Origin of the sequence: Actinobacillus genomosp. 1 (genome assembly GCF_029774175.1) — a bacterium.
Lineage (GTDB): Bacteria > Pseudomonadota > Gammaproteobacteria > Enterobacterales > Pasteurellaceae > Actinobacillus.
Map to the genome: position 1 here is coordinate 2,010,759 of NZ_CP103834.1, position 22,845 is coordinate 2,033,603.

Annotated in this window: 27 protein-coding genes; all 27 read left to right on the top strand. The window is 39.0% G+C overall.

Annotation, left to right across the window (positions count from 1 at the left end):
* Positions 1–3: 3 nt before the first annotated feature.
* The 27 genes from NYR63_RS09370 (at position 4) to rpoB (ending at position 22,740) form a co-directional block, all read left to right on the top strand.
* The gene (locus NYR63_RS09370; RefSeq protein ID WP_279457282.1) at positions 4–288 is read left to right on the top strand and encodes an acyl carrier protein; all 285 of its coding nucleotides are present in this window, start codon (positions 4–6) and stop codon (positions 286–288) included.
* Entirely contained in the window at positions 288–1,247 is a 960-nt protein-coding gene (locus NYR63_RS09375) for a beta-ketoacyl synthase N-terminal-like domain-containing protein (protein ID WP_279457283.1), read from the top strand. The genes NYR63_RS09370 and NYR63_RS09375 overlap by 1 nt, the downstream gene beginning before the upstream one ends.
* Positions 1,238–1,720: a hypothetical protein gene (locus NYR63_RS09380; RefSeq protein WP_279457284.1), complete on the top strand. Its 483-nt coding sequence runs from the start codon at positions 1,238–1,240 to the stop codon at positions 1,718–1,720. The genes NYR63_RS09375 and NYR63_RS09380 overlap by 10 nt, the downstream gene beginning before the upstream one ends.
* 78 nt (positions 1,721–1,798) lie before the next feature.
* Positions 1,799–2,236 (top strand): hypothetical protein, encoded by a 438-nt coding sequence (locus NYR63_RS09385; protein ID WP_279457285.1) that lies wholly within the window; start codon positions 1,799–1,801, stop codon positions 2,234–2,236.
* A 6-nt stretch (positions 2,237–2,242) separates the two neighbouring features.
* Positions 2,243–2,995: a beta-ketoacyl synthase chain length factor gene (locus tag NYR63_RS09390; protein WP_279457286.1), complete on the top strand. Its 753-nt coding sequence runs from the start codon at positions 2,243–2,245 to the stop codon at positions 2,993–2,995.
* Positions 2,980–3,744 carry a lysophospholipid acyltransferase family protein gene (locus tag NYR63_RS09395; protein ID WP_279457288.1) on the top strand — a complete coding sequence of 255 codons (765 nt, stop codon included), beginning with the start codon at positions 2,980–2,982 and terminating at the stop codon, positions 3,742–3,744. Before NYR63_RS09390 ends, NYR63_RS09395 begins: the two co-directional genes overlap by 16 nt.
* A gap of 9 nt (positions 3,745–3,753) precedes the next feature.
* On the top strand, positions 3,754–4,011 hold the full coding sequence (locus NYR63_RS09400) for a phosphopantetheine-binding protein (protein WP_015674239.1): 258 nt from the start codon (positions 3,754–3,756) through the stop codon (positions 4,009–4,011).
* A 3-nt stretch (positions 4,012–4,014) separates the two neighbouring features.
* A complete protein-coding gene (locus tag NYR63_RS09405) occupies positions 4,015–4,269 on the top strand; it encodes an acyl carrier protein (protein ID WP_015674240.1) in 255 nt (84 codons plus the stop codon).
* A gap of 17 nt (positions 4,270–4,286) precedes the next feature.
* Positions 4,287–5,630 (top strand): class I adenylate-forming enzyme family protein, encoded by a 1,344-nt coding sequence (locus NYR63_RS09410; protein ID WP_279457289.1) that lies wholly within the window; start codon positions 4,287–4,289, stop codon positions 5,628–5,630.
* Positions 5,631–5,704: 74 nt separating this feature from the next.
* Complete coding sequence (locus NYR63_RS09415; RefSeq protein ID WP_279457290.1) at positions 5,705–6,169, top strand: hypothetical protein; 465 nt, start codon at positions 5,705–5,707, stop codon at positions 6,167–6,169.
* 4 nt (positions 6,170–6,173) lie between these two features.
* Entirely contained in the window at positions 6,174–7,814 is a 1,641-nt protein-coding gene (locus tag NYR63_RS09420; RefSeq protein ID WP_279457291.1) for an AMP-binding protein, read from the top strand.
* A 2-nt stretch (positions 7,815–7,816) separates the two neighbouring features.
* Positions 7,817–8,545, top strand: a complete 729-nt coding sequence (locus tag NYR63_RS09425; protein ID WP_279457293.1) for a glycosyltransferase family 2 protein — start codon at positions 7,817–7,819, stop codon at positions 8,543–8,545.
* The gene (locus tag NYR63_RS09430; RefSeq protein ID WP_279457294.1) at positions 8,545–9,480 is read left to right on the top strand and encodes a glycosyl transferase family 2; all 936 of its coding nucleotides are present in this window, start codon (positions 8,545–8,547) and stop codon (positions 9,478–9,480) included. The genes NYR63_RS09425 and NYR63_RS09430 overlap by 1 nt, the downstream gene beginning before the upstream one ends.
* Positions 9,481–9,513: 33 nt before the next feature.
* Positions 9,514–9,939: an excinuclease ABC subunit A gene (locus tag NYR63_RS09435; RefSeq protein ID WP_279457295.1), complete on the top strand. Its 426-nt coding sequence runs from the start codon at positions 9,514–9,516 to the stop codon at positions 9,937–9,939.
* 48 nt (positions 9,940–9,987) lie between these two features.
* Entirely contained in the window at positions 9,988–10,437 is a 450-nt protein-coding gene (locus NYR63_RS09440) for an acyl-CoA thioesterase (RefSeq protein ID WP_279458553.1), read from the top strand.
* Entirely contained in the window at positions 10,437–11,021 is a 585-nt protein-coding gene (locus tag NYR63_RS09445) for a LolA family protein (RefSeq protein ID WP_279457296.1), read from the top strand. The genes NYR63_RS09440 and NYR63_RS09445 overlap by 1 nt, the downstream gene beginning before the upstream one ends.
* A 9-nt stretch (positions 11,022–11,030) precedes the next feature.
* A complete protein-coding gene (locus NYR63_RS09450) occupies positions 11,031–13,295 on the top strand; it encodes an MMPL family transporter (protein WP_279457297.1) in 2,265 nt (754 codons plus the stop codon).
* 303 nt (positions 13,296–13,598) lie between these two features.
* Positions 13,599–14,090 (top strand): 50S ribosomal protein L10, encoded by a 492-nt coding sequence (rplJ, locus tag NYR63_RS09455; RefSeq protein ID WP_279457298.1) that lies wholly within the window; start codon positions 13,599–13,601, stop codon positions 14,088–14,090.
* A gap of 60 nt (positions 14,091–14,150) precedes the next feature.
* Positions 14,151–14,516 carry a 50S ribosomal protein L7/L12 gene (gene rplL / locus NYR63_RS09460; protein WP_279457299.1) on the top strand — a complete coding sequence of 122 codons (366 nt, stop codon included), beginning with the start codon at positions 14,151–14,153 and terminating at the stop codon, positions 14,514–14,516.
* A 163-nt stretch (positions 14,517–14,679) separates the two neighbouring features.
* Complete coding sequence (locus NYR63_RS09465; protein WP_279457300.1) at positions 14,680–14,952, top strand: helix-turn-helix domain-containing protein; 273 nt, start codon at positions 14,680–14,682, stop codon at positions 14,950–14,952.
* A gap of 4 nt (positions 14,953–14,956) precedes the next feature.
* Positions 14,957–16,213, top strand: a complete 1,257-nt coding sequence (locus NYR63_RS09470; protein ID WP_279457301.1) for a type II toxin-antitoxin system HipA family toxin — start codon at positions 14,957–14,959, stop codon at positions 16,211–16,213.
* 158 nt (positions 16,214–16,371) lie between these two features.
* The gene (locus NYR63_RS09475) at positions 16,372–16,590 is read left to right on the top strand and encodes a hypothetical protein (RefSeq protein WP_005599219.1); all 219 of its coding nucleotides are present in this window, start codon (positions 16,372–16,374) and stop codon (positions 16,588–16,590) included.
* Positions 16,591–16,648: 58 nt separating this feature from the next.
* Positions 16,649–17,140: a hypothetical protein gene (locus NYR63_RS09480; RefSeq protein WP_347710371.1), complete on the top strand. Its 492-nt coding sequence runs from the start codon at positions 16,649–16,651 to the stop codon at positions 17,138–17,140.
* A 74-nt stretch (positions 17,141–17,214) separates the two neighbouring features.
* A complete protein-coding gene (locus NYR63_RS09485) occupies positions 17,215–17,529 on the top strand; it encodes a hypothetical protein (protein ID WP_279457303.1) in 315 nt (104 codons plus the stop codon).
* A 96-nt stretch (positions 17,530–17,625) separates the two neighbouring features.
* On the top strand, positions 17,626–17,967 hold the full coding sequence (locus NYR63_RS09490; RefSeq protein ID WP_279457304.1) for a hypothetical protein: 342 nt from the start codon (positions 17,626–17,628) through the stop codon (positions 17,965–17,967).
* Between the two features lie 111 nt (positions 17,968–18,078).
* Positions 18,079–18,411, top strand: a complete 333-nt coding sequence (locus NYR63_RS09495) for a hypothetical protein (RefSeq protein ID WP_279457305.1) — start codon at positions 18,079–18,081, stop codon at positions 18,409–18,411.
* Positions 18,412–18,711: 300 nt separating this feature from the next.
* Positions 18,712–22,740 carry a DNA-directed RNA polymerase subunit beta gene (gene rpoB, locus NYR63_RS09500; RefSeq protein ID WP_279457306.1) on the top strand — a complete coding sequence of 1,343 codons (4,029 nt, stop codon included), beginning with the start codon at positions 18,712–18,714 and terminating at the stop codon, positions 22,738–22,740.
* Positions 22,741–22,845 lie beyond the last annotated feature (105 nt).

Genomic DNA, 22,845 nt, shown 5'->3' on the forward strand with positions numbered 1-22,845 from the left:
AATATGAAATATACATTTACCTTAGAACCTAATTTACTCGAATTAGAACTGAAAAAATTAATCGTAAACGAATCCGAAAAAGACGAGTTTGAACCGCAAGATATTGCGGATAACGAGCCACTTTTTGGTGAGCAAAGTCGTATCCAGTTAGATTCGCTCGATGCTTTGCAAATCGCAGTGGTGTTGCAAGCGCATTTTAAAGTTCGTTTACAGGGCGATAGAATGGTGCGTAAGCATATGATGAATGTTGCCGATTTAGCTAAATTTATTCGGGATTCGCATCAATAATGGCGGTTTATATCAATGCAAGCGGTCGAATTTCTGCAAAAAATTGCAAAAATCGAACCGCACTACAATTAGGGCAATCGATTGAATTGCCCTATTTTTCGGCTTTTGATTCTGCATTATTAAGCTTGCCGGCACTTTATGCATTACTTGAACATCAATTAGAGCAATGTCTTTCAAGTGCAGGCTGGGCAATCTCTGAATTAGCTGAAATACCAATTTTACTAGGTTCAACAGCCTATACGATTGCTGATTGCGAATATCGCTTTGCTACTCATCAAGCGTTAGCCAGTGAACCGAACATCACGATAATTGGTGATTATCTCCAACAAAAATATGGAGCAAAAGTCTTTAACTTTGCTACCTCTTGCACCTCTTCTGCGCAGGCGATTGGTTATGCGGCAAAAATGATTGAACAAGGCAAATGCCAGAAAGTGCTGGTATTAGGTTTTGAAATGTTTAATCGTTTAACCTTTGAGCATTTTCAGTCGATGGGTTTGCTGGCACAAAGTGCAGTGGAAAAAGGCATTATTTTAGGCGAAGGTATTGGCTGTGTGGCTTTGAGCAATCAGGAGTCCGACTGCCGAATTTTAGCTGTTGCAAGCCTGACTGATCATTTCAGCTTAACCAATAATAGCGAGCAAAGTTTAGTACGCTTAATTGACAAAGTGTTACAAAAATCCGAGCGCTTGCCAGCAGAAATCAATGCCATTAAACCACATTTTGTCGGAGGAGACTTTGATGAAATTGAGCAAGCGATTTTGCAAAAAATTGTGCCGAATCGACCGTACTTCCTCCCCAAAAAAGAGCTGGGGCATACGCTAGGCGCAAGTGGCGCATTGGAAACTGCATGGCTGTTAGAACAGTTGCAAAAAAATACTGAAAATAGACCGCTTACCGTGTTGAATTATTTCCTTGGTTTTGGTGGCAGTAACATTGGGTGGATATTGCAATGGAAGTAATTGCAGAATTTCAAGTAACGGAACAATTAGATGATAAAACCTTGCGTCAACGTTTGAAAGAATTGGGCGTAGATGCTCGTCGCTTAAGCCGCTTTACACAATTGGCTTTGCTCGGTGCTTTAAACTTACGTGAATTTGTAAATGGAGAAAGTGCGGTTTATTTAGGATCGAATTTCAATTCACCGAGTAAATTCTACAAAATGTTCAATAATTTATTACAAGAACATTTACCAAGCCCATTGGATTTTATGGCAAATATCAATAATGCCGCGGTTTTTCAAATTGTGCAAAGTTTAGATTTACAAGGTGCAGGAATTTTTCTTGCACTGGAAAAACATGAAATTACTAAATTATTCGATTTAGCGGAATTAGATCTTGCACCAAACCAAACGGCCTTGATTGGTTGGGTACTAGAACATTCTCAACAATATCAGCAAGATGAAAGTTGTTGGTGGGTGGTGAGAGGCATATAAGCACTCTTTGTGATATTGGTTGATAATTAAATTTCGTGTAAACTAATATAAATATTGAACTATATTGAGGGTTTATTTATGAAAAAATTAGCATTAACAGCATTTTCTCTACTTGTTTTAACCGCTTGTACGAATAATTTCCCTACAACTGATGCGGTAGAAAAGCGTGCGGATTTAAACAAACTATGTATTAAAGAAGCTGCAAAACCTCGCTTAGCGTCTTTTGTACCAAGTCTTGTAAAAAGCTTAAAGGCTAAAGGTATTGAAAGTGAAGTTCATATCAATTCAATTCCACAAGAGTCGTGTAAATATATGTTGAATTATGCGTTAAATGAACGCCGTGATTTAGTATTACGCGCCACAGTAAGAGTGAGCGAATTAGATGGTTCGGATTATGATGAAATTGGTGAGGTTGTTTATAAACAACGTAGCAAAGAAGAACAATCCGCATCAAAATCGAATGGTGTTCAAGGTCAGACAGACCGTATTGTTGCTGAGCTGTTCAAACATTATTAATTTACTATGACAGACCATTGTGAATTTACATTTAATATTTCAGCATGGAATGTTGTAGCTAATAAACAACTTTCCATTGCTGATTGGCAACTAGGTGAGGCGCATTGGGTTAAAAATGCAAAAAATTGGGAAGATTTTATCCCTAAATTAGCGTTTTTACCGGCAATTAAACGCCGTCGTTTAAGTGATTCAGCTCGGCTTTTCTTTGAGGCTGCTTGGGAGCTATTACCGTCGGAACAGGCAAATATTCCGGTTGTATATGCTTCAAACAATAGTGAAATTAACCGTAGTTTTGGTTTGTGGCATACGCTATTACAAGATGGTGATGTTTCACCTACCTCATTTAGTTTATCGGTACATAATGCATTAGTCGGACAATGGTCTGAATTTCGTCAAGTGACGGCTGAGACCATATCTATTACTGCTTCGCAAGACAACTTAGAGTCCGCTTTGTTAGAAGCTTATTTGCTCTTGAATGACGGAGCAGACCGTGTGCTCGTTGTTGTGGCGGAAAGCCCATTATTAGAAAACTATAATGCACAGCCGATTGAACGTCAGCCTTTTGCATATGCACTAGCATTGGTAGTCACAAAAGGTGAGCAATATCAGCTGAGTTTGGTTGCAAAAGATAGCGTGAATACGACCGCTTGTTTAGCAAAAGATAATGCTTTAACGTGGGTTCAAAACCATTATACGAATAGTGTGCAATGGCAAACTAAAAGTACAAATGGAAAGGTATGGCAATGGCGAAAAAATTAGACTGGCTGCGTCGATTCTTAGGGACGATGTTGGGTTTTGTGTTATTTGGCGTATTAGGAATCAGTTATAGAATTATTCTTTCTCCTTATGTTAAATACGTGAAAAACGGTGATTTGTCTCATGTTTTGCAAGCTCGCTGTTCAGTGGGGAAAATTTGGGCATTCTTTGTCAAATATCTAGTTGCCGTCGGTGTTCTTGAAGTGGAATATCATGGTTTCGAACGACTTGGACGTAAAGGTCAATTAATTGTTGCTAATCATCCTTCTCTATTGGACGTGGTGTTAATCTTTTCAAAAGAAAGCCGTTTAAACTGTATCGTAAAAAAAGATTTGCTTGATAATCCGGTCATGGTTGATCCTATTATTGCATGTGGTTTTTTGCCTAATTCCGAAAGTGAAGAAGTATTAGAAAAAAGCCATCAGATTTTACAAGAAGAGTCGTTATTGCTTTTCCCTGAAGGTACTAGAACAGGTTGGGATGGTGTAGTTAATTTGCATAGAGGTGCCGTATCTATCGGCTTACGTAGCGCAGAAGTAATTACTCCGATTATAATTAAAATGTCTCCGCCGAATTTAAAAAAAGGTCAACCTTGGTATAAGATTCCTTCGCAGAAAATTCGTTATCAATTAACGGTTGCCGAAGATATTGATCCGAAAGCGTTATTAGCGGAAAAACCATTGCCTATCGCTTCTCGTCGGTTGAAAAAACAATTAGAAGATTTATTTAATTCACATACTCATACAATTTAAGGACAGAAAATGGAACTTGAACTGCAATTAAAACAATTAATTATCGATAGCCTTGGTCTTGAAGATATGAGCGTAGAGGATATTGAAACGGATGCTCCACTTTTCGGTGATGATGGGTTGGGTTTAGATTCAGTAGACGCACTTGAACTTGGTTTAGCGGTACAAAAAACTTTTGGATTACAACTAGATAGCGAAAAGCAGAATTTACGCAATCACTTTGAAAGTGTTGCGACATTAGCAACATTTATTCGCTCGATTAAGGGGTAAATAATGACTGAACAAGAAATTCAAACATTATTGGTAAATGCGTTGGAAACTTTGTTTGAAGTTGATCCGAAGAGCATTACGCCGGAAACAAACTTATATGAAGATTTAGAAATCGATAGTATTGATGCGATTGACTTAATTGATCATATTAAACGTGAAACAGGACATAAATTACAAGCCGAAGATTTTCGTAATGTTCGTACCGTTGCCGATGTGGTGCAGGCGGTTGTGAAAATCAGCCAAAAAGGCGAAGAATAGTATTTATCTCTTCACGAATGAATTACTCATCAACAGAGCTTATTGCTCAACATCCTACTTGGTATTATGCCGATTTTGAACAGCGTGTTTGGCAAATTGCGACAGCACTTCAAAAGCAACAAATTCATACGGTTGCACTTTGGTTTGAAGATGGAGCAAAACTTGCTTGCACGCTGTTAGCATGCTGGCATGCAAATGTTCGTACCTTATTCCTTCCTAATTTTACTGAAGCTAGTATAGCTTGGGCGAATCAGCTGGTTGATATTTGGCTTACCGATGTTTCGATTACGCTTGAAAAAGCGAGGCATTTTGATGAATTCGCTAACCAACTTGAGTTGCTGAAAAGTGAGAAAAAGCGACCGCTTGCTGACTTTATTGCTGATACTCAACTTTTGCTGAAAACCTCTGGCAGTACCGGTCAGCCTAAAACGATTGTAAAAACGGCTGGACAACTATGGAAAAATGCTCAAGTCTGTGCACAAGCATTTGAATTTGAATCCGGTAATCAAATTACTGCGGTTTGTACCGTGAGTATTCAGCATCTATATGGGTTAATTTGTCAAATTATGATGCCGTTGGTATTAGGTTGGCAGATTGGACGTAAACAACAGTTCTTTCCTGAAAACGTGGCTCAAGCTTGTCGTCAAACGGAAAAAACAGTGCTGATTAGTAGCCCTACAATGTTGGCAAGCATTGATTGGTTGCGTTTATCTTTTCCCTCGCTTAGCGAAATTGTCTCGGCGGGAGGTGTACTGACGTCAGGTGTGGCAGACACGATTTTTAATTCAACGGGTTTTCATGTCACTGATTTCTATGGAACTACTGAAGCGGGAGCGATAGCGTTTAAGAAAGACTCTTCTCTTTGGCAGCCAATGCCAACTGCAAAAGTCGGGATTGATGAGCGTTCTACATTATGGATTGAAGCCGATTGGTTAGAAGGGCGTGAGCAGTGTGAGGATGTAGTTGAATTTTCAAATCAACAATTTGCTATTTTAGGGCGTATTGATCGTATTATTAAGCTGGGTGACAAGCGAATTTCATTAGCAAGCATTGAGCAAAATTTACAACGACATATGGCAGTTTCGGACTGTTATATTGGTAAACATCCTTTGCAAAATCGTTTAGTCGCTTGGGTAGCGCTTTCTTCGCAAGGGATACAGTTATACAAGCAGAACCGAAAAATATTGGTTGCAACTTTAAAGCAGCATTTATCAATAACACAAGAAAAAGTTGCCTTGCCTCGTTTTTGGCGATTTACCGATAAACTGCCACGTAATAGCCAATCAAAAATCAGCAAAATGGCGTTTGAACAAATTTGTACGGCAGAACAGCTCGATCAGTTTGGAGTGTTATGCGGGTAGTCAATATTGTAACTCATTGTTTATTAAGCATATTTAGCATTGCTTATCCACTATTATGGTGGTTATCACCAGAGATGGATTGGTTAACTTATATGCCGTTTAGCCTTGCATTCTTATGGTTCTTTCAAGGGATGCAAGCGGTCGGTTTTCAGCGTTTTTTTGCATTTTTTATGTCTATCATGTTGGGGGTGGTCGGTATAAGTCGAGGCTTAGATTGGATGTATTGGTATCCTGTGGCGATTAATATTTTTATGTTGATGATCTTTGGTAGTAGTTTATGGGCAAAACAGACGGTCATCGAAAAATTCGCTCGCTTACAAGATCCTAATTTACCTGCTGAGGCAATAGCTTATACCCGCAAAGTAACCCAAGTTTGGTGTGCGGTGTTTATCTTAAATATTACGGTAACGGTATTGCTGATTTGTCTTAAGCGAGTTGATGCTTGGGCGATTTATACCGGTGTGATTGCCTATATTATTATGGCAATCGTCATGGTGGGAGAATGGCTGATTCGTCCGAAACATAACAGAACATTTTAATTTTATGAATAAAAATCCTATTGCATTAAATCCTATTTGGCTCAGTGGTGATTTCTTCCAGCGAGTAACACAAATTTCACAGCAATTCCAACAAGATAATGTGAGGTCTGTTGGCTTATGGTTAGAAGATGCCGCCCAATTTGCTTGCGTCTTATTAGCTTGTTTCCGTGCCGATGTGAAGGTGTTATTGCCCCCTAACTTGTTGGACGAAAATCAGATCTGGCTACAACAAAATGCCGATATCCTATTTGATGACATTCGTTTCCAAAGCTATGGGCATTTACAAAAAGTTGTGGATTTTTTACCGCTTGTAGATTGGCAATGCCAGACAGAAGTTTGGTTAAAAACCTCAGGCAGTAGCGGTGAGGCAAAGATTTTAAAGAAAACCGCTTCACTTTTATGGCAAGAGGCAATTGAGGTCGGCAAGTTTTTACCTTTCCAACAAAGTGGTACCCATACAATCGGTAGTGTAAGCATTCAGCATTTTTATGGTTTGACGTATCGAGTTTTGATTCCACTTTGGCATTGCTTGGAAGGACGAGCATGGACAATAGGTCGTGAGCAATTAGTTTATCCCGAATATTTATTGGCGGAAAGTAAGCAGAGTTCGCAGTGTTTATGGATCACGAGCCCAGCTTTACTTTCTCGTTTAAATTTGGCATTACCTCATTTAGCGGAACAACATGTTGTTGGCGTTATTTCGTCCGGTGGTGCGTTAGACGAGCAACTTGCTGAACAAGTTCAGACGGCAATGCGTTGTCCCGTATTAGAGGGCTATGGCAGTACGGAAACAGGTTGTATCGCTTTTCGTCAGCCTTATCAGCACTGGAAGCCTTTGCAAGATGTGCATTTAGGTACAAATGAGCAGCAAGCGTTATGGGTTGAATCTAGACGTACGCAAGGGAGAGAGCAAACAGCAGATGCCGTGGAATTTTTTGGTGATGGATTTGAATTATTAGGACGTCTAGATCGCATTGTTAAATTGGGTGATAAAAGAGTGTCATTAGTGAAAATTGAACAGGATTTATTAAAGCACTCATGGGTTGCTGATGCTTATGTCGCACAACACCCTGAGAAACAGCGAGCGGTAGCATGGTTGGCATTGAGTGATGAGGGCATTGATTGTTTACGTGAGAATGGCCGTAAATATTTGACGGATCATTTGAAACAAGCGCTTGCTATGACACAAGAAAAATTTGCTTTGCCACGTTATTGGCGTTTAACTGACAAGTTACCTCGCAATGCTCAATCTAAAATCTTGCGCCAAGATTTCGAGTCTGTTTGTCACAACAATATCTGTGATCCAATCTGGTTGCATACGATTGAACAAGACAATTCTCTTGAATTAATAGGAAAAGTGCCACTAGATTTGCATTATTTTAAAGGGCATTTTGCAAATTTTCCGTTGGTACCGGGAGTAATTGAGTTGCAATGGGTAATAGAACAACTCCCTCGCTTATTACAGAGAGAAATTGAAATTGAGCGAGTGGATAATTTGAAATTCCAACAGTTTTTACGTCCGCATGATGACTTACATTTAACACTTAATTGGGATGTTGTAAAACAGCGGGTAAAATTTCAGTTGAAAGGTAACGGTGAGATTTGTGCAAGCGGTCTAATTATCGAGAAAAAATGCGGAGCATAGCCATGGCAGTGAAATCTAACATTGTTGCATTAATACCTCATTACAATCACGTTAATACGATTGCGAAGGTCATTGAGCAATTGCTAGGGTTTGGTTTGCCAGTATTAGTTGTAGATGACGGTTCGAATGATGCTCAGCAACAAATATTGAAACAGATAACTCAACAGCCAAATGTATCCGTCGTATTTCGCTCACAGAATGGGGGAAAAGGTGCGGCAGTTAAAACAGGGTTACAATGGGCTTATCAGCAAGGTTTTACGCATGCAATACAAGTCGATGCGGACGGGCAACACAATTTAGCTGATATTGAAGCAATGGTGGAAATATCTAAGCAACATTCAACAGCGCTTATTTGTGGTAAACCGATTTATGGTATTGATGCGCCTAGAGCACGTTTGTACGGACGTAAAATCACTAATTTCTGGATTGCGATAAATACCTTATCAACTCAGATTGAAGACGGAATGTGCGGTTTTCGTTTGTATCCTTTAGCGTTAGTTGCGCCTATTCTTACTCAAGAAAAACTAGGTGATCGAATGGATTTTGATATTGAAATTCTTGTACATTGCCAGTGGCGTAAGATACCAATGATTTGGGTAGAAACTCCCGTAAAATATGATGAAGATGGCGTATCTCATTTTAGAGGTTGGGCTGATAATTGGCTGATTAGTAAAATGCATGCCCGATTGTTTTTCGGGATGTTGGGTCGAGTGTTTACGGGGAAATTTTAATGACGGTTACTCGAAAGAATCAGCGACACTGGGCAAATCAGCAAGAGCGAGGAACCCATTTTTTTCTAATGCTAACTCGCCTCATTGTGCAATATTGTCCACTTTGGCTAATCCGCTTTTTTACTTTTTGGGTCGTGTTGTATTTTTATTTAACCTCAAGTAAAACTCGCCGATATATTGCAGAATATCAGCAAAATCTGACTGCTTATTTCCCTCAAGTGAGATTAAAAGGAGCGACTATTTTTCGTCAATTTCTTGCTTTTGGAGAGGCTATTACAGACCGATTTGCCGTTTGGCAACATCAAATACATTATGCGGATTTAGTGATTGATGATAGCGAAAATCTCTATGCAGAGATTGATGCCGGCGGAAGAGGGCAAATATTAATTTGTTCTCATTTCGGTAATATTGAAATTTGTCGAGCTTTACTTAATAACGGCCATCATCCGAATTTTAAACTCAACGCACTGGTTCATAGCAAACATGCTGAAGCGTTTAACCAAGCATTAGTTGATGCAGGAGCAGATGAATTACCTCTGATTCAGGTAGAAGATTTAGATGCGCACATAATGTTGGAGTTGAGTGAGCGGATTGAGCGTGGCGAATGGATCGCTATCGCAGCTGATCGTGTGCCTGTAAGAGGTGGTAAGACCCAAACAGTTAATTTTTTAGGTAAGTTGGCTGAATTTCCAGAAGGAGCATGGTTATTAGCGAGTTTGTTGAAAGCACCGATTAATACGATTTTTAGTTTAAAAGAAAATGGCAAATATTGTTTGAAGCTTCGGCATTTTTCTTCGCCTATTAAAGGAAGAGGAAAGATCCGTCAGCAGCAGATTCAACGAGCTATGCAAGATTATGCAGATTTATTAGCGAATGAATGTGCAAAAAATCCATATTTATGGTTTAATTTTTATGATTTTTGGCAACAAAAATAGTGTATGCAGTATGGGTTCATATAGGAGAACAACATGAAATTAGTGAAAGTAGCAGGTGTAGTAAGTACCGCATTAATTATGGCAGCGTGTGCCCCTCGTAATACAACACATTACTATTCTATTCAGGAAGCGTTAAATTCACCGCAAGCAAAAGAAGTGCTTGATCCAAGTGTAAAACTTTATTTCGGAAAAGCGGCTCCCGGGAAGGCTATTCGTAAGGGGATCACGACAAATCCAAAAACGAACGCGCTTAATAAAAGCGATTTAGAAGCTTGCCAATGGGCGTTCTTGTCCGCAGTTAAAAAATTCCAGGAACGAGCAAAGAAAGAAGGTGCGACTAAAGTGGGTAATTTAGTGAGTTATTACAAGAAGAATGAGTATAAAAGTACCTCACAATTTGAATGTCATGCAGGACGTAGTATTGCAGGCGTAGCGTTAAAAGGCGACATTGTGAAATAAATTTTGTAAAATGTGCGGCAATTGACCGCACTTTTTATATCTATGAGAATGAAAAAACATATTTATTGTAAGCATCAATCTGAGTATGAGATTCAGTTCTTTGATGTAGATTCAATGAACATTATGTGGCATGGACATTATGTGAAATATCTGGAAATGGCTCGTTGTGCCTTTTTGGAAGAAATTAATTATACCTATGATGTTATGCGTCAAAATGGTTTTGCCTATCCGATCGTGGCACTGGATTTAAAATATGTCAAACCGGCACTCTTTCGCCAAAAAATTAGAGTGGAACTTGCATTAATTGAATATGAAAGTTGTATTCGTTTTGATTATATTATTGTTGATGCGCTAACGGGCGAAAAGTTAACGAAAGGTTCAACGACACAAATGGCAATAGAGATTGAGAGTCGAGAAACACAATTTGAAACACCGTTATCATGGCGAGGTGCTGTGCAAAATTTTGAGGGTTTTCGACCGCTTGTAGGGGAATGTTAATGAAAAAATATTTGCTTTTATTTTTACTTTTCTTTAGTCCGCTTTCATGGGGTTTCTCTCAAACTGAGCTGATTCGACAATTACAAAAACCTCAATCTGTACAAGGTGATTTTATCCAGCAGCGCTTTTTAAAATCTCTAGCTAAACCGATAGTCGCAACAGGAAAATTTACCTTAGTGGCACAAAAAGGACTGCTCTGGCAAATGGAGAAACCTTTTATGAGCCAAATGAAAGTTACCTCTCAAGGGATCTCTCAATGGAACGGTTCAACTTGGGTGGCTAATTCGAGTGTGGGACAAGTAGAGCAAATCCAATTATTTTTAGGGTTGCTTAGCGGCGATATATCTGCATTATCAAGCCAATTTGATTTAAGTCTTACCGGAACCGCTTCAAATTGGCAGTTATCGCTCAAACCAAACAGTTTATTGATGCAACAAATTTTCGAAAAAATTACTCTTGAAGGCGGTAATGTTGTGAGTTCGATCGAATTGAAAGAAAAACAAGGTGATCGAACAGTTATTCAGTTTAGCAAACATCAGCTGAACCAGCCGCTCACAGAAAGTATTTTATCAGCCCTACAATAAGTAAAATTTATGCAAAAAATGACCGCTTACCGCATATCATATGCGGTATTTTTATTCGTGATTTTCACATTATTTAGCATACAAAAATTAACCTCAGAATGGTTTGAGACTGATTTGCGATCACTTTTGCCCCAAACTCAGAAGTGGTCAAGTATCCAAATGGAAGCGGATCGCCAGCAAGAGCAACAACTCAATAGGCAAGTTATTGCGCTTATTGGACATAAGGACGCTAAACAAGCATTTTTACTTGCTACGGAGATTAGTTCACAATGGCAAAAAAGCGGTTTATTTCAGCAAGTTTTTGTTAAAACAGAACCTAGCCTTAATCAACTTCAAGAAGAAATCCAATTATTGAAATGGGCGGTATTGCCAAAAGAAATTAGATTGCAATTATTAGAATCGCCACAAGCCTATTTTCAAACGTATGCTGAGCAAATCGTTAATCCGTTTAAGCAAAGCCAGTTGGTTCCGTTCGAACAAGATTGGTTGGGTGTAGGGCGGTTTGTTTTACCTCAAGCTCAGCAACTGTCTAAGATGCGTTGGAATGCTGAAACAGGCATGATTTTTACGGAAAGTCAGTCCAAAACCTGGGTTCTATTGCGAGCTGAACTAAAGCAGTCCGATTTATTAAATGCTGAACAATCCTTACCAATGTTATTAGCGGAGAATCGTCAAACTGCGATAGCACTACAAGCAGAATTAAAAGTTACAGGTACATCACTATTTGCAGCAGTAGCCAAACAACAGGCAGAAACTGAAAGCACATTAATGAGTGGCCTTGGGGTCAGCTTAACCCTTATTTTATTAATCGCTGTCTTTCGTTCGTGGCGGGTGTTATCACTTTTTATGCCTATTTTGATTGGTATGGCGACAGGAGTCGTTGCTACGGTCTTTATGTTAGGAAAAATTCATTTGCTAACACTTGTCATCGGTACCAGCTTAGTTGGCGTACTGATTGACTTTCCGCTACATTGGTTAGCTTCTTCATTATCTGTTCGCAATTGGCAAGCAGAACAAGCGATGAAAGATCATAAAGTGACTTTCTTAATTAGTTTAATGGTTACTTTATTTGGTTATGGTTTACTTTGGTTCACTGATTTACCAATCCTCAAACAAACGGCCCTTTTCTCTGCAGTAGCACTGGTGGCGGCAATTATCGCAACAATATTATTTTTACCACCCATGTTTGCGAGTGTGGATTTTTCTCACCGACCTCGTTTTCCGATTGATAACATTAAATTGCCGAGAATATTGGAACATAAAGGTATAAAAATATTACTCTGCTTACTCATAATCGTTGGTGTATTTCGTTCTAAATGGCAGGACGATATTCGTCAATGGGTTGCAATGCCAAATGAAATGTTACAAGAAGCACAACAAATTAGTGAATTAACTGGGATTGATTTAGGAAGCCAGTATTTCCTTATTGTTGCGGATAACGATGAACAATTATTAGGTAAAGCAGAAGTGCTATCACGGCAACTTACTGCATTAGGTCAGTCTCATCAAGCATTGAGTCAATGGCTTAATTCCGAGCAAGAACAGCAACAATTCCAGTTGCAATTGAGTGCAAAAATTCAACCGCTTGCATATCAACCGCTAATTGAATTGGGAGTGGAGAGCGAGGAAATAATACAATCTATTCATCAATTACAAAGACAATCGCCGGTTTCTTTACAGCAAGCCTTAAATACAACTTTGGGACAAGGGTGGAAAACACTCTATCTTGGTAAATTGAATTCGAATCAAGTTGCAACTTTAATTAAAATTAAACAGATAAAGAATGCTGAAAATTTATCTGCATTGGCAAATAACAAAGATATCTTTTGGCAAGATAAACGTACTTACTTAAATCAGGCATTTCAGCAGACACGGAATGATGCCGCTTTATTAAAAGGTATATCGTTTTTACTTGCAGGCGTAGCGTTGTGGCGTTTATTCGGACGAAAATCGACAGTGACAATATTAGTACCTCCTATCATAGCGGTTATAGTAACGGTTGCAACATTCGGTTGGCTCTCCTTACCAATCACGTTATTTACGATGTTCGGTTTATTGTTGGTTTCCGCAATTGGCATTGATTATACGGTTTATATGCAATATTCAGCTGAAAATTTAGCTACAAAAATAACTGCGATTTTGTTAGCAGCGACAACAACCATGATTTCTTTCTGTCTGTTGGCGTTTAGTACCACACCTGCAGTAGCAAGTTTCGGCTTAAGTGTGAGTATTGGTCTTGGTATATGTGTCGGTATTATTTTTATGCAAAAATAAAGTATACTTTAGTGAATCCAAATAAATTCCACTTTACACGTTTAAAAAATCAGCGTAGAATTCCTAACCTATTTTGCATTATCGCAAATATTGATGGTGCTTGCCTATCAAGCCCCGTCCAAGACCGTAGGTGAAATGATGTTAATCATCTCTTAATTTGGCCTACGTAGATGGTGAACAGACAGACTTTTCTGCTTCTGGACACCTTAGGCTCAGAAGATTGCTACTTGCAATGCAAGCGGTGAGTTTTTTGAGGTTTTTTGTAAATTCCACTTTAGTGGAGTGTATCAGGAGCTAAAACCAATGGCATTAAATCTTCAAGACAAACAAGCGATTGTTGCTGAAGTAAACGAAGCTGCCAAAGGTGCCCTTTCAGCTGTTGTTGCGGATTCTCGCGGCGTAACAGTTGAGAAAATGACTGAGTTACGTAAATCTGCTCGTGAAGCTGGTGTAACAATGCGTGTTGTACGTAATACTTTATTACGTCGTGCGGTTGAAGGCACAGAATTCGAGTGCTTAAAAGATACGTTTACCGGTCCGACTCTTATCGCATTCTCTCACGAACACCCGGGCGCAGCAGCTCGTTTATTCGCTGAATTTGCGAAAACAAACAAAGAGTTTGAACTTAAAGGTGCAGCCTTTGAAGGTAAAGTACAAGATGTAGAATTCTTAGCTACATTACCAACTTACGAAGAAGCAATTGCACGTTTAATGGGCACAATGAAAGAAGCTGCGGCAGGCAAACTTGTTCGCACTCTTGCGGCATTACGCGACAAATTACAAGAAGCTGCATAATTTTTTGCAGAAAACTTCTTAACTCGTTTAACAACTTATTTACTTTAGGAATTGATTGTCATGTCATTAACTAACGAACAAATCATTGAAGCGATCGCTTCTAAATCAGTATCAGAAATCGTTGAATTAATCGCAGCGATGGAAGAAAAATTCGGTGTTTCAGCTGCAGCAGCAGTAGCGGCAGCAGCTCCAGCAGCAGCGGCAGCAGAAGAAAAAACTGAGTTTGATGTAATCCTTGCAGAAGCAGGCGCAAACAAAGTTGCAGTAATCAAAGCAGTACGTGGTGCAACAGGTTTAGGCTTAAAAGAAGCTAAAGACTTAGTTGAATCTGCACCAGCAGCATTAAAAGAAGGCATCTCTAAACCAGAAGCTGAAGCACTTAAAAAAGAATTAGAAGAAGCTGGCGCGAAAGTAGAAATCAAATAATTTTTGATTTAACTTTTCCAGAACTTCAAGTTCAACAAAACCCCGATGGAAACATCGGGGTTTTTGCGTTTTAGAGATATGTTTAATTACTTAAATTGATAAGTATGTAATGATTTGATATGATTTTATCAATTTTTAATTTAAAAGGTTTATTTTTGATAAAATGTTGTCACTTTATGATGATGTAGATACGCAAAAGTTACTTGCGGAATATCTTAAAAAGAAACGTAAGCAAGCAAAATTATCTCGTAAAAAACTCGCAGAGAGATCAGCAGTACCGGAAGCAACTATTCGCCATTTTGAAACAACTTACCAAATCTCGTTACGCCAATTTTTAGCATTATGGTTAGTATTAGATAAAATGGATCGGTTGGTCGAATTAACTAAAGAGTATCCTCAGTTACCCAGAACAATAGCGGAGGTATTACGTGGTTAAAATTATGCCAACGAAACAACTTACCGTTTATCGAACATTAATGGATGGTAGGAAAATCCGAGTAGGTGAGCTTGCAGAAAATAAACAAGGGATTTTTTTTGCTTACGATACGAATTATTTATCCAACTATCCAAATCTTTCCCCTTTTAAATTAGAAAAAACTACAGCGTTGCAACTTGCCCCTGTTTCACCTCACGATGGCTTGCACGGTGTATTTGCAGATAGTTTACCTGACGGTTGGGGATTACTATTACAAGATCGTTTTTTCGAAGCAAATCAGCTAAATTTGTATCAAATATCACCGCTTGATCGCCTTGCTTTTGTTGGTGATACAGGTATTGGTGCTTTATCCTTTGAGCCGGTCAATCATCAATCTCAATATGAAGAAGAAACAAATTTGTTTGAGCTAGGCAGAAATGCACAGCAAATTTTTGAAGGTCGAACAGATGAGGTATTACAAACACTTTTACAAGCGGGAAGTTCCGGAGGAGCAAGACCAAAGGCACAGATTTTTATGTCAGAGGCTAACCCACAAATTTGTAGAACTCAAGCCTTGCCCGAAGATGATGCTTGGATTGTGAAATTTACAGCGAAATCTTTACCTCTCAAACATGAAGAAGGATTACTGGAGGTGGTATACCTTTCAATGGCACAAAAGGCTGGGTTAAAACCGGTTAAATGGAAATTATTGGAACAAGGGCAATTTTATTGGCTTGCGGTAAAACGTTTTGATTACGTTTCCGGATCTTTTGGGAGAGTACATACGCATACATTATGCGGTTTACTTGATGCGAGTTATCGAATGCCCTCGATTGATTATTTCGGACTGATCAAAGCAACGAAAGTATTATGTCAATCTCGAGTGGCAAGCCAATTACAATTTTGTCGCGCAATGTTTAATTTATTTAGTTTGAACCAAGATGATCACTCAAAAAACTGGTCATTCGTACAAGATGAACAGGGAGCATGGCAACCGTCTTTAGCGTATGATATTACCTATAGTCCACTTAGGCACGGTCAGCATTCGATGGGATTTAGGCAATATGGTAAAGCTCCGCCACTAAATATTATTCAAGAGCTAGCAGAAGTGGCAGGCTTTAATCATTGGAATGAGGCGAAAACAGCTATTCAAGAAGTCGTGGAGAGTATCGCTGATTTTTCAGAAATCGCTAAAACATTTCCGATCACTCAGCAGACGGTAACAAAAATTCAACGACATTTAGATTTAGCTTGGCAAGAAAATAAGCTGCTTTGTAGTTAAGTAAACCCCGATGGAAACATCGGGGTTTTTGCATTTTTAGAAGTTAAAAAGCTATAAATGTTTGCGCATTAATTAATCAATTTTTCTAGGAGTATACTCCTAGATGCTTTAGCTTTACAGCTAAAGCAATCCCCTTTGCCAAACTAAAATTCTTTTGTATGGAGGAAAATGAGACTTTTTATATTACGTTTGATGAGCGTTTACTAGACTATTTGAAAAATAGCGATGCTCAAACACATTTTGTCAGTTTTGTAGAAGTAGAGAATGAAGTTGATATTCCTACGGCATTGTCCATGAAAATTAAGAAATCTGATCGCCATCAAATTTCTTCAAAGCCATTTAAAATTAAATCTTATTCTGAAGAAGTAAATACATAGGAAAACAACCATGAAATTTAGAAATGTATTAATTGTTATATTATCAGCAATTGTCACTATGGGGAGTACAGAAGCTAAGAAATTATCGGAAGCGTATATTGAAGAGATGTCTAAGCAATTAACAGATGCTAGTGAACGGGGGGACTATAATCAATTTATTAAAATTGCGGAAGATGTAATTAAAGATACTGATGGAGAAATTCAAGAAATTTTACTTAAAGGCACTTTGTATAATTTATATCAAGGTAAGTGTGGTGAGAATGTGCTTAGTAATGGCTTCCCTTATTTTTACAAACCTAGTGATGAGAATAGAGCTAAATGTTTAGCTGTATTAAATAAAGAGAAAACGATTAATACATTAGAAGAGTTAGTAGAAGATTTAGAAGAATTTATAGCGGCTAATAAAGGTTCTCAGGAACAAATAGTTTGGGCATATACTCAGCTTGTATATTCTGCAGAAACGTTAGAACGAATATATTCTGGTGAAGATTCTTCTCGATCGGAACGATATAGAAAAATTAAAGAAGAATATGAAGATTTAAGAAAGTAAATTCTAGGTCTTTCAGATTTCTAGCTAAAACATCCCCTTTGTCAAAAATAAAATTCTTTTATATGGAGTAAAAAATGAATGAACTAGAAAAACTCAAATTTGATGCTCAAGAGAAGTTGCAACAAATTGAAGCATTTAAGTTTGAATTATTAGGTTTTCTAAATGATTGGGAATCAAAAATCCGACTTTATTTGACTAAAAATCCCATAGAGCGTACAGAACAAGATTTTTGTTCTTTAATAGAGGCGATTGAAAACCGAGATGGTTTTCTTTCAATTTATCTTAATATTCTGGAGAAAAGTTTTGCTACTACTCCAGCTCCTACAAGTTATGAGGAATATCTCAAAATGGCTTTGGAGGATTATAATTTTGACTGGCGTATGAGATAGTGATGAGGTAGAAGGATGAAATTAAAATCTCACTTATGTTTTATTGCATTATTAGGAGTAAGTATTTCTTAACTTTGGGCTGCGCCAACTCAAGAGATGTTAGATAAGGCAGAGAATGGGAATGATCCCAGCTCAATGATGTTTGTTGCAATAGAATATTGTAAAGATGGCAATATTGAAAAGGCATTCTATTGGAAAGAACGTGAAGCTAGCATGGGAGCAGCTAGAGGTCACGTAGTTAATTTCTTAGATGTAGGAAATGGGTTTAGATATGGACTTTGTGAAAAATTTTCTAGATTTAATCCCAATTATGATAAAGCTTTGGAATTCTATTTAAAAGCCTATAATTATTGGAATAGTTCTAAAGAATGGCTAGATGATCCTTCTAGTTATATTATTCGAAATCTGGCAAAACTAGCAATTACAGATATGTACTAGTTCTATAGTGAAAGTCTGTCTAGAGTGAGGCCTAGAGAATTGAATATCTTATGGAATTATGAGGATATAGCAAATCTTCCTGATGATCAGATATGGACGGAGGAAAGAGGCGTGGCGTGTGCACGTTTAGCACAAATTTATTATTTTAAGCATACTCTACAGACTGATGAATTGGCTTATAAATGGGCATTAAAAGCACTTAAAGATCGGGCTAAGGTTGATGCACAAGAAATAAAATCAGCATTAGGATATATTTCATCTCTAGGATTTGTTAAATATGAGGGGGTTCCATCAAATAATAAAGAGGAGGCAATTAGCCAAATGAAAGAATTATGCGGTCTTTTTAAAGCCCCAAATAGGTATTGTGATTCTCATAAGAAAATGGTCGAAGGAACATTCAGCACACTTCCTCAGCCGGTTGATTGGCATCCTTATAGAGATTAGTACTTACTTTACATTTTCGCTAAACATTTATATAATCCTTTCCCTTAAACTATGCAAATTGGCTAGATGATTTTCTTCTAGCCTTTTGTGCTTGGAAGCATTAGCCTATTTTGTCATTTTAATAAGCTAAATTTGTAAAAATCCCACCCAATTTGACCGCTTGCAGTAGTGATTTTTGACTCAAGTAAGGCGATTGGAAAATGACACCTCGTACAAATTTAATGCCACTTCCAGCCCGTTCAAATGACGGTCGGATTGTGTAACCTCAACCAAATAAGAAAATCAGAAGGCTATCTAGCAATGGCATATTCATATTCCGAGAAAAAGCGTATTCGTAAGAGCTTTGGTAAACGTCCACAAGTTCTTAACGTACCTTATCTATTAACAATTCAGCTTGATTCTTACGAAAAATTCATTCAAAGAGATTCAGATGGACAACAAGGTTTAGAAGCGGCATTCCGTTCAGTATTCCCAATTGTGAGCAACAATGGTGCGACTGAATTACAATACGTTTCTTACGAATTAGGCGAGCCGGTATTTGACGTTCGTGAATGTCAAATTCGTGGTACAACCTATGCAGCACCATTACGCGTAAAATTACGTTTAGTGACTTTTGACCGTGAAGCGGCAGCCGGTACGGTAAAAGACATTAAAGAACAAAACGTGTATATGGGCGAAATCCCATTAATGACCGATAACGGTACATTCGTGATTAACGGTACCGAGCGTGTAATCGTATCTCAGTTACACCGTAGTCCGGGCGTATTCTTCGATTCTGACAAAGGTAAAACCCACTCATCAGGTAAAGTGCTTTATAACGCACGTATTATTCCTTACCGTGGTTCTTGGTTAGACTTCGAGTTTGACCCGAAAGACAATCTTTATGCACGTATCGACCGCCGCCGTAAATTACCGGCAACGATTATTTTACGTGCTTTAGGTTACACGACCGAAGAAATCTTATCGATGTTCTTCGATAAAGTGAACTTTGAAATCCAAGATAATAAATTATTAATGACGTTGGTGCCGGAACGCTTACGTGGTGAAACCGCTGCGTTTGATATTGAAGCGAACGGTAAAGTGTATGTTGAACGTGGTCGTCGTATTACCGCACGTCATATTCGTACATTAGAAAAAGACGAAATTAAACAAATCGAAGTGCCGGTAGAGTACATCGTAGGTAAAGTTGCAGCGAAAGATTATGTTGATCTTTCAACCGGCGAATTAGTTTGTCCGGCGAATATGGAAATCTCAATGGAGATGTTAGCGAAATTATCGCAAGCAGGTTACAAAGAGATCGAAGTATTATTTACTAACGACTTAGATCACGGTCCGTATATTTCTGAAACCTTACGTGTTGATCCGACTTATGACCGCTTAAGTGCATTAGTAGAAATCTACCGTATGATGCGTCCGGGCGAGCCACCGACAAAAGAAGCGGCGGAAGCGTTATTCGACAATATGTTCTTCTCAGCAGATCGTTATGATTTATCAGCGGTTGGTCGTATGAAGTTCAATCGTTCGTTAAATCTTGAAGAAGGCGTAGGTTCAGGCATTTTAAGTAATGACGACATTACCGGCGTGATGAAGAAATTAATCGAAATCCGTAACGGTCGTGGCGAAGTGGACGATATTGACCACTTAGGTAACCGTCGTATTCGTTCAGTAGGCGAAATGGCTGAAAACCAATTCCGTATCGGTTTAGTGCGTGTAGAGCGTGCTGTGCGTGAGCGTTTATCATTAGGCGATTTAGACGGCATTACTCCGCAAGATTTAATCAATGCGAAACCAATTTCTGCGGCAGTGAAAGAGTTCTTCGGTTCTTCACAACTTTCGCAATTTATGGACCAAAATAACCCGCTTTCAGAGGTTACCCATAAACGTCGTATTTCGGCATTAGGTCCGGGCGGTTTAACCCGTGAACGTGCAGGATTTGAGGTTCGAGACGTACATACTACTCACTATGGTCGTTTATGTCCGATCGAAACCCCTGAAGGTCCGAACATCGGTTTGATCAACTCACTTTCGGTATATGCACGTACTAATAACTACGGCTTCTTAGAAACACCATTCCGTAAAGTGGTAAACGGTCAAGTAACCGAAGATATCGAGTATTTATCGGCAATCGAAGAAGGTAACTATGTTATCGCGCAGGCTAACTCAAACTTAGATGAGAATTTCCGTTTTACCGATACTTACGTAACTTGTCGTGGTGAACACGGTGAGTCGGGTTTATATAAACCGGAAGATATTCACTATATGGATATCTCAACACAACAAGTAGTTTCTGTTGCGGCAGCGTTAATTCCGTTCCTTGAGCACGACGATGCGAACCGTGCGTTAATGGGTGCGAACATGCAACGTCAGGCTGTTCCGACATTACGTGCGGATAAACCGTTAGTCGGTACCGGTATGGAAAAACCAATCGCACTTGACTCAGGTGTAGCGATTGTGGCGAAACGTGGTGGTATCGTACAACGTGTTGATGCTTCTCGTATCGTAGTTAAAGTAAATGAAGATGAAACGATTCCGGGCGAAGCAGGTATCGACATCTATAACTTAATTAAATATACCCGTTCAAACCAAAATACCTGTATCAACCAAATTCCTTGTGTGAATTTAGGCGAGCCGGTAGCGCGTGGTGAGATCTTAGCAGACGGTCCTTCAACAGATTTAGGTGAATTAGCATTAGGTCAAAACATTCGTGTGGCGTTCATGCCATGGAACGGTTATAACTTCGAAGACTCAATGTTAGTTTCTGAGCGTGTGGTACAAGAAGACCGTTTCACAACAATCCACATCCAAGAATTATCTTGTGTGGCACGTGATACCAAACTTGGTGCGGAAGAAATTACTGCAGATATTCCAAACGTAGGTGAATCGGCATTAAGCAAACTTGATGAATCAGGTATCGTTTACGTGGGTGCGGAAGTTAAAGGCGGTGATATCTTAGTTGGTAAAGTAACGCCTAAAGGTGAAACCCAATTAACACCGGAAGAAAAACTTTTACGTGCAATTTTCGGTGAGAAAGCATCTGACGTTAAAGATTCTTCATTACGTGTGCCAAACGGTACTTCAGGTACGGTTATTGACGTTCAAGTATTTACTCGTGACGGCGTTGAAAAAGATAAACGTGCGTTAGAAATCGAGGAAATGCAACTTAAAGAAGCGAAAAAAGATTTAACTGAAGAGTTAGAGATTTTAGAAGCAGGCTTATTTACCCGTGTTCGCAACTTATTAATCGAAGGTGGCGTATCTGAAGCTGAATTAGATAAAGTTTCTCGTGAGAAATGGTTAGAACAAACCTTAGATGACGAAGCGAAACAAAATCAATTAGAACAGCTCGCGGAACAACACGAAGAATTACGTAAAGAGTTTGAACGTAAACTTGAAATTAAACGCAACAAGATCATCCAAGGTGACGATTTAGCACCGGGTGTATTAAAAGTGGTTAAAGTTTACTTAGCGGTTCGTCGTCAAATCCAACCGGGTGATAAAATGGCGGGTCGTCACGGTAACAAAGGTGTTATCTCGAAAATCAACCCGGTTGAAGATATGCCGTACGATGAAAACGGCCAACCGGTTGAGATCGTATTGAACCCGCTGGGCGTACCATCTCGTATGAACATCGGTCAGATCTTAGAAACGCACTTAGGTTTAGCTGCGAAAGGTATCGGTGACCAAATTAACGCAATGATTAAACAACAGCAATCTGTTGCGAAATTGCGTGAGTATATCCAAAAAGCATACGATTTAGGCCACGGTTCACAATCGGTAGATTTAAGCACCTTTACCGATGAAGAAGTGTTGCGTTTAGCAGAAAACTTACGTAAAGGTTTACCGCTTGCAACCCCGGTATTCGACGGTGCGCACGAAAGCGAAATCAAAGGCTTATTAGAATTAGGCGGCTTGCCGACTTCAGGTCAAATTACTTTATTTGACGGCCGTACCGGTGAGAAATTCGAGCGCCCTGTAACCGTAGGTTATATGTATATGCTCAAATTGAACCACTTGGTTGATGACAAAATGCACGCACGTTCAACCGGTTCTTATAGTCTTGTTACTCAGCAACCGCTTGGTGGTAAAGCGCAGTTCGGTGGTCAGCGTTTCGGTGAGATGGAGGTTTGGGCATTAGAAGCATACGGTGCCGCTTACACCTTACAAGAAATGCTAACGGTTAAATCGGATGATGTGAACGGTCGTACGAAGATGTATAAAAACATCGTGGACGGCACACACCAAATGGAACCGGGTATGCCGGAATCATTCAACGTATTGTTGAAAGAAATTCGTGCCTTAGGTATCGATATGGAGCTGGACGAAGACTAGTCGTCAGCCCTCAAGCGGTCGGATTCGGTAAAATTTTTGCAAAATTCGACCGCTTGTAAAACTCAGATTTCCTCGTTTAGAGCCTTGCGTTCTAAGCAAAACTTT

Excerpts from the sequence above, each read along its gene's own strand:
- NYR63_RS09370 (WP_279457282.1), top strand. The coding sequence starts at position 4 with ATGAAATATACATTTACCTTAGAACCTAATTTACTCGAATTAGAACTG.
- NYR63_RS09375 (WP_279457283.1), top strand. The coding sequence starts at position 288 with ATGGCGGTTTATATCAATGCAAGCGGTCGAATTTCTGCAAAAAATTGC.
- NYR63_RS09380 (WP_279457284.1), top strand. The coding sequence starts at position 1,238 with ATGGAAGTAATTGCAGAATTTCAAGTAACGGAACAATTAGATGATAAA.
- NYR63_RS09385 (WP_279457285.1), top strand. The coding sequence starts at position 1,799 with ATGAAAAAATTAGCATTAACAGCATTTTCTCTACTTGTTTTAACCGCT.
- NYR63_RS09390 (WP_279457286.1), top strand. The coding sequence starts at position 2,243 with ATGACAGACCATTGTGAATTTACATTTAATATTTCAGCATGGAATGTT.
- NYR63_RS09395 (WP_279457288.1), top strand. The coding sequence starts at position 2,980 with ATGGCGAAAAAATTAGACTGGCTGCGTCGATTCTTAGGGACGATGTTG.
- NYR63_RS09400 (WP_015674239.1), top strand. The coding sequence starts at position 3,754 with ATGGAACTTGAACTGCAATTAAAACAATTAATTATCGATAGCCTTGGT.
- NYR63_RS09405 (WP_015674240.1), top strand. The coding sequence starts at position 4,015 with ATGACTGAACAAGAAATTCAAACATTATTGGTAAATGCGTTGGAAACT.
- NYR63_RS09410 (WP_279457289.1), top strand. The coding sequence starts at position 4,287 with ATGAATTACTCATCAACAGAGCTTATTGCTCAACATCCTACTTGGTAT.
- NYR63_RS09415 (WP_279457290.1), top strand. The coding sequence starts at position 5,705 with ATGGATTGGTTAACTTATATGCCGTTTAGCCTTGCATTCTTATGGTTC.
- NYR63_RS09420 (WP_279457291.1), top strand. The coding sequence starts at position 6,174 with ATGAATAAAAATCCTATTGCATTAAATCCTATTTGGCTCAGTGGTGAT.
- NYR63_RS09425 (WP_279457293.1), top strand. The coding sequence starts at position 7,817 with ATGGCAGTGAAATCTAACATTGTTGCATTAATACCTCATTACAATCAC.
- NYR63_RS09430 (WP_279457294.1), top strand. The coding sequence starts at position 8,545 with ATGACGGTTACTCGAAAGAATCAGCGACACTGGGCAAATCAGCAAGAG.
- NYR63_RS09435 (WP_279457295.1), top strand. The coding sequence starts at position 9,514 with ATGAAATTAGTGAAAGTAGCAGGTGTAGTAAGTACCGCATTAATTATG.
- NYR63_RS09440 (WP_279458553.1), top strand. The coding sequence starts at position 9,988 with ATGAAAAAACATATTTATTGTAAGCATCAATCTGAGTATGAGATTCAG.
- NYR63_RS09445 (WP_279457296.1), top strand. The coding sequence starts at position 10,437 with ATGAAAAAATATTTGCTTTTATTTTTACTTTTCTTTAGTCCGCTTTCA.
- NYR63_RS09450 (WP_279457297.1), top strand. The coding sequence starts at position 11,031 with ATGCAAAAAATGACCGCTTACCGCATATCATATGCGGTATTTTTATTC.
- rplJ (WP_279457298.1), top strand. The coding sequence starts at position 13,599 with ATGGCATTAAATCTTCAAGACAAACAAGCGATTGTTGCTGAAGTAAAC.
- rplL (WP_279457299.1), top strand. The coding sequence starts at position 14,151 with ATGTCATTAACTAACGAACAAATCATTGAAGCGATCGCTTCTAAATCA.
- NYR63_RS09465 (WP_279457300.1), top strand. The coding sequence starts at position 14,680 with ATGTTGTCACTTTATGATGATGTAGATACGCAAAAGTTACTTGCGGAA.
- NYR63_RS09470 (WP_279457301.1), top strand. The coding sequence starts at position 14,957 with ATGCCAACGAAACAACTTACCGTTTATCGAACATTAATGGATGGTAGG.
- NYR63_RS09475 (WP_005599219.1), top strand. The coding sequence starts at position 16,372 with ATGGAGGAAAATGAGACTTTTTATATTACGTTTGATGAGCGTTTACTA.
- NYR63_RS09480 (WP_347710371.1), top strand. The coding sequence starts at position 16,649 with ATGGGGAGTACAGAAGCTAAGAAATTATCGGAAGCGTATATTGAAGAG.
- NYR63_RS09485 (WP_279457303.1), top strand. The coding sequence starts at position 17,215 with ATGAATGAACTAGAAAAACTCAAATTTGATGCTCAAGAGAAGTTGCAA.
- NYR63_RS09490 (WP_279457304.1), top strand. The coding sequence starts at position 17,626 with ATGTTAGATAAGGCAGAGAATGGGAATGATCCCAGCTCAATGATGTTT.
- rpoB (WP_279457306.1), top strand. The coding sequence starts at position 18,712 with ATGGCATATTCATATTCCGAGAAAAAGCGTATTCGTAAGAGCTTTGGT.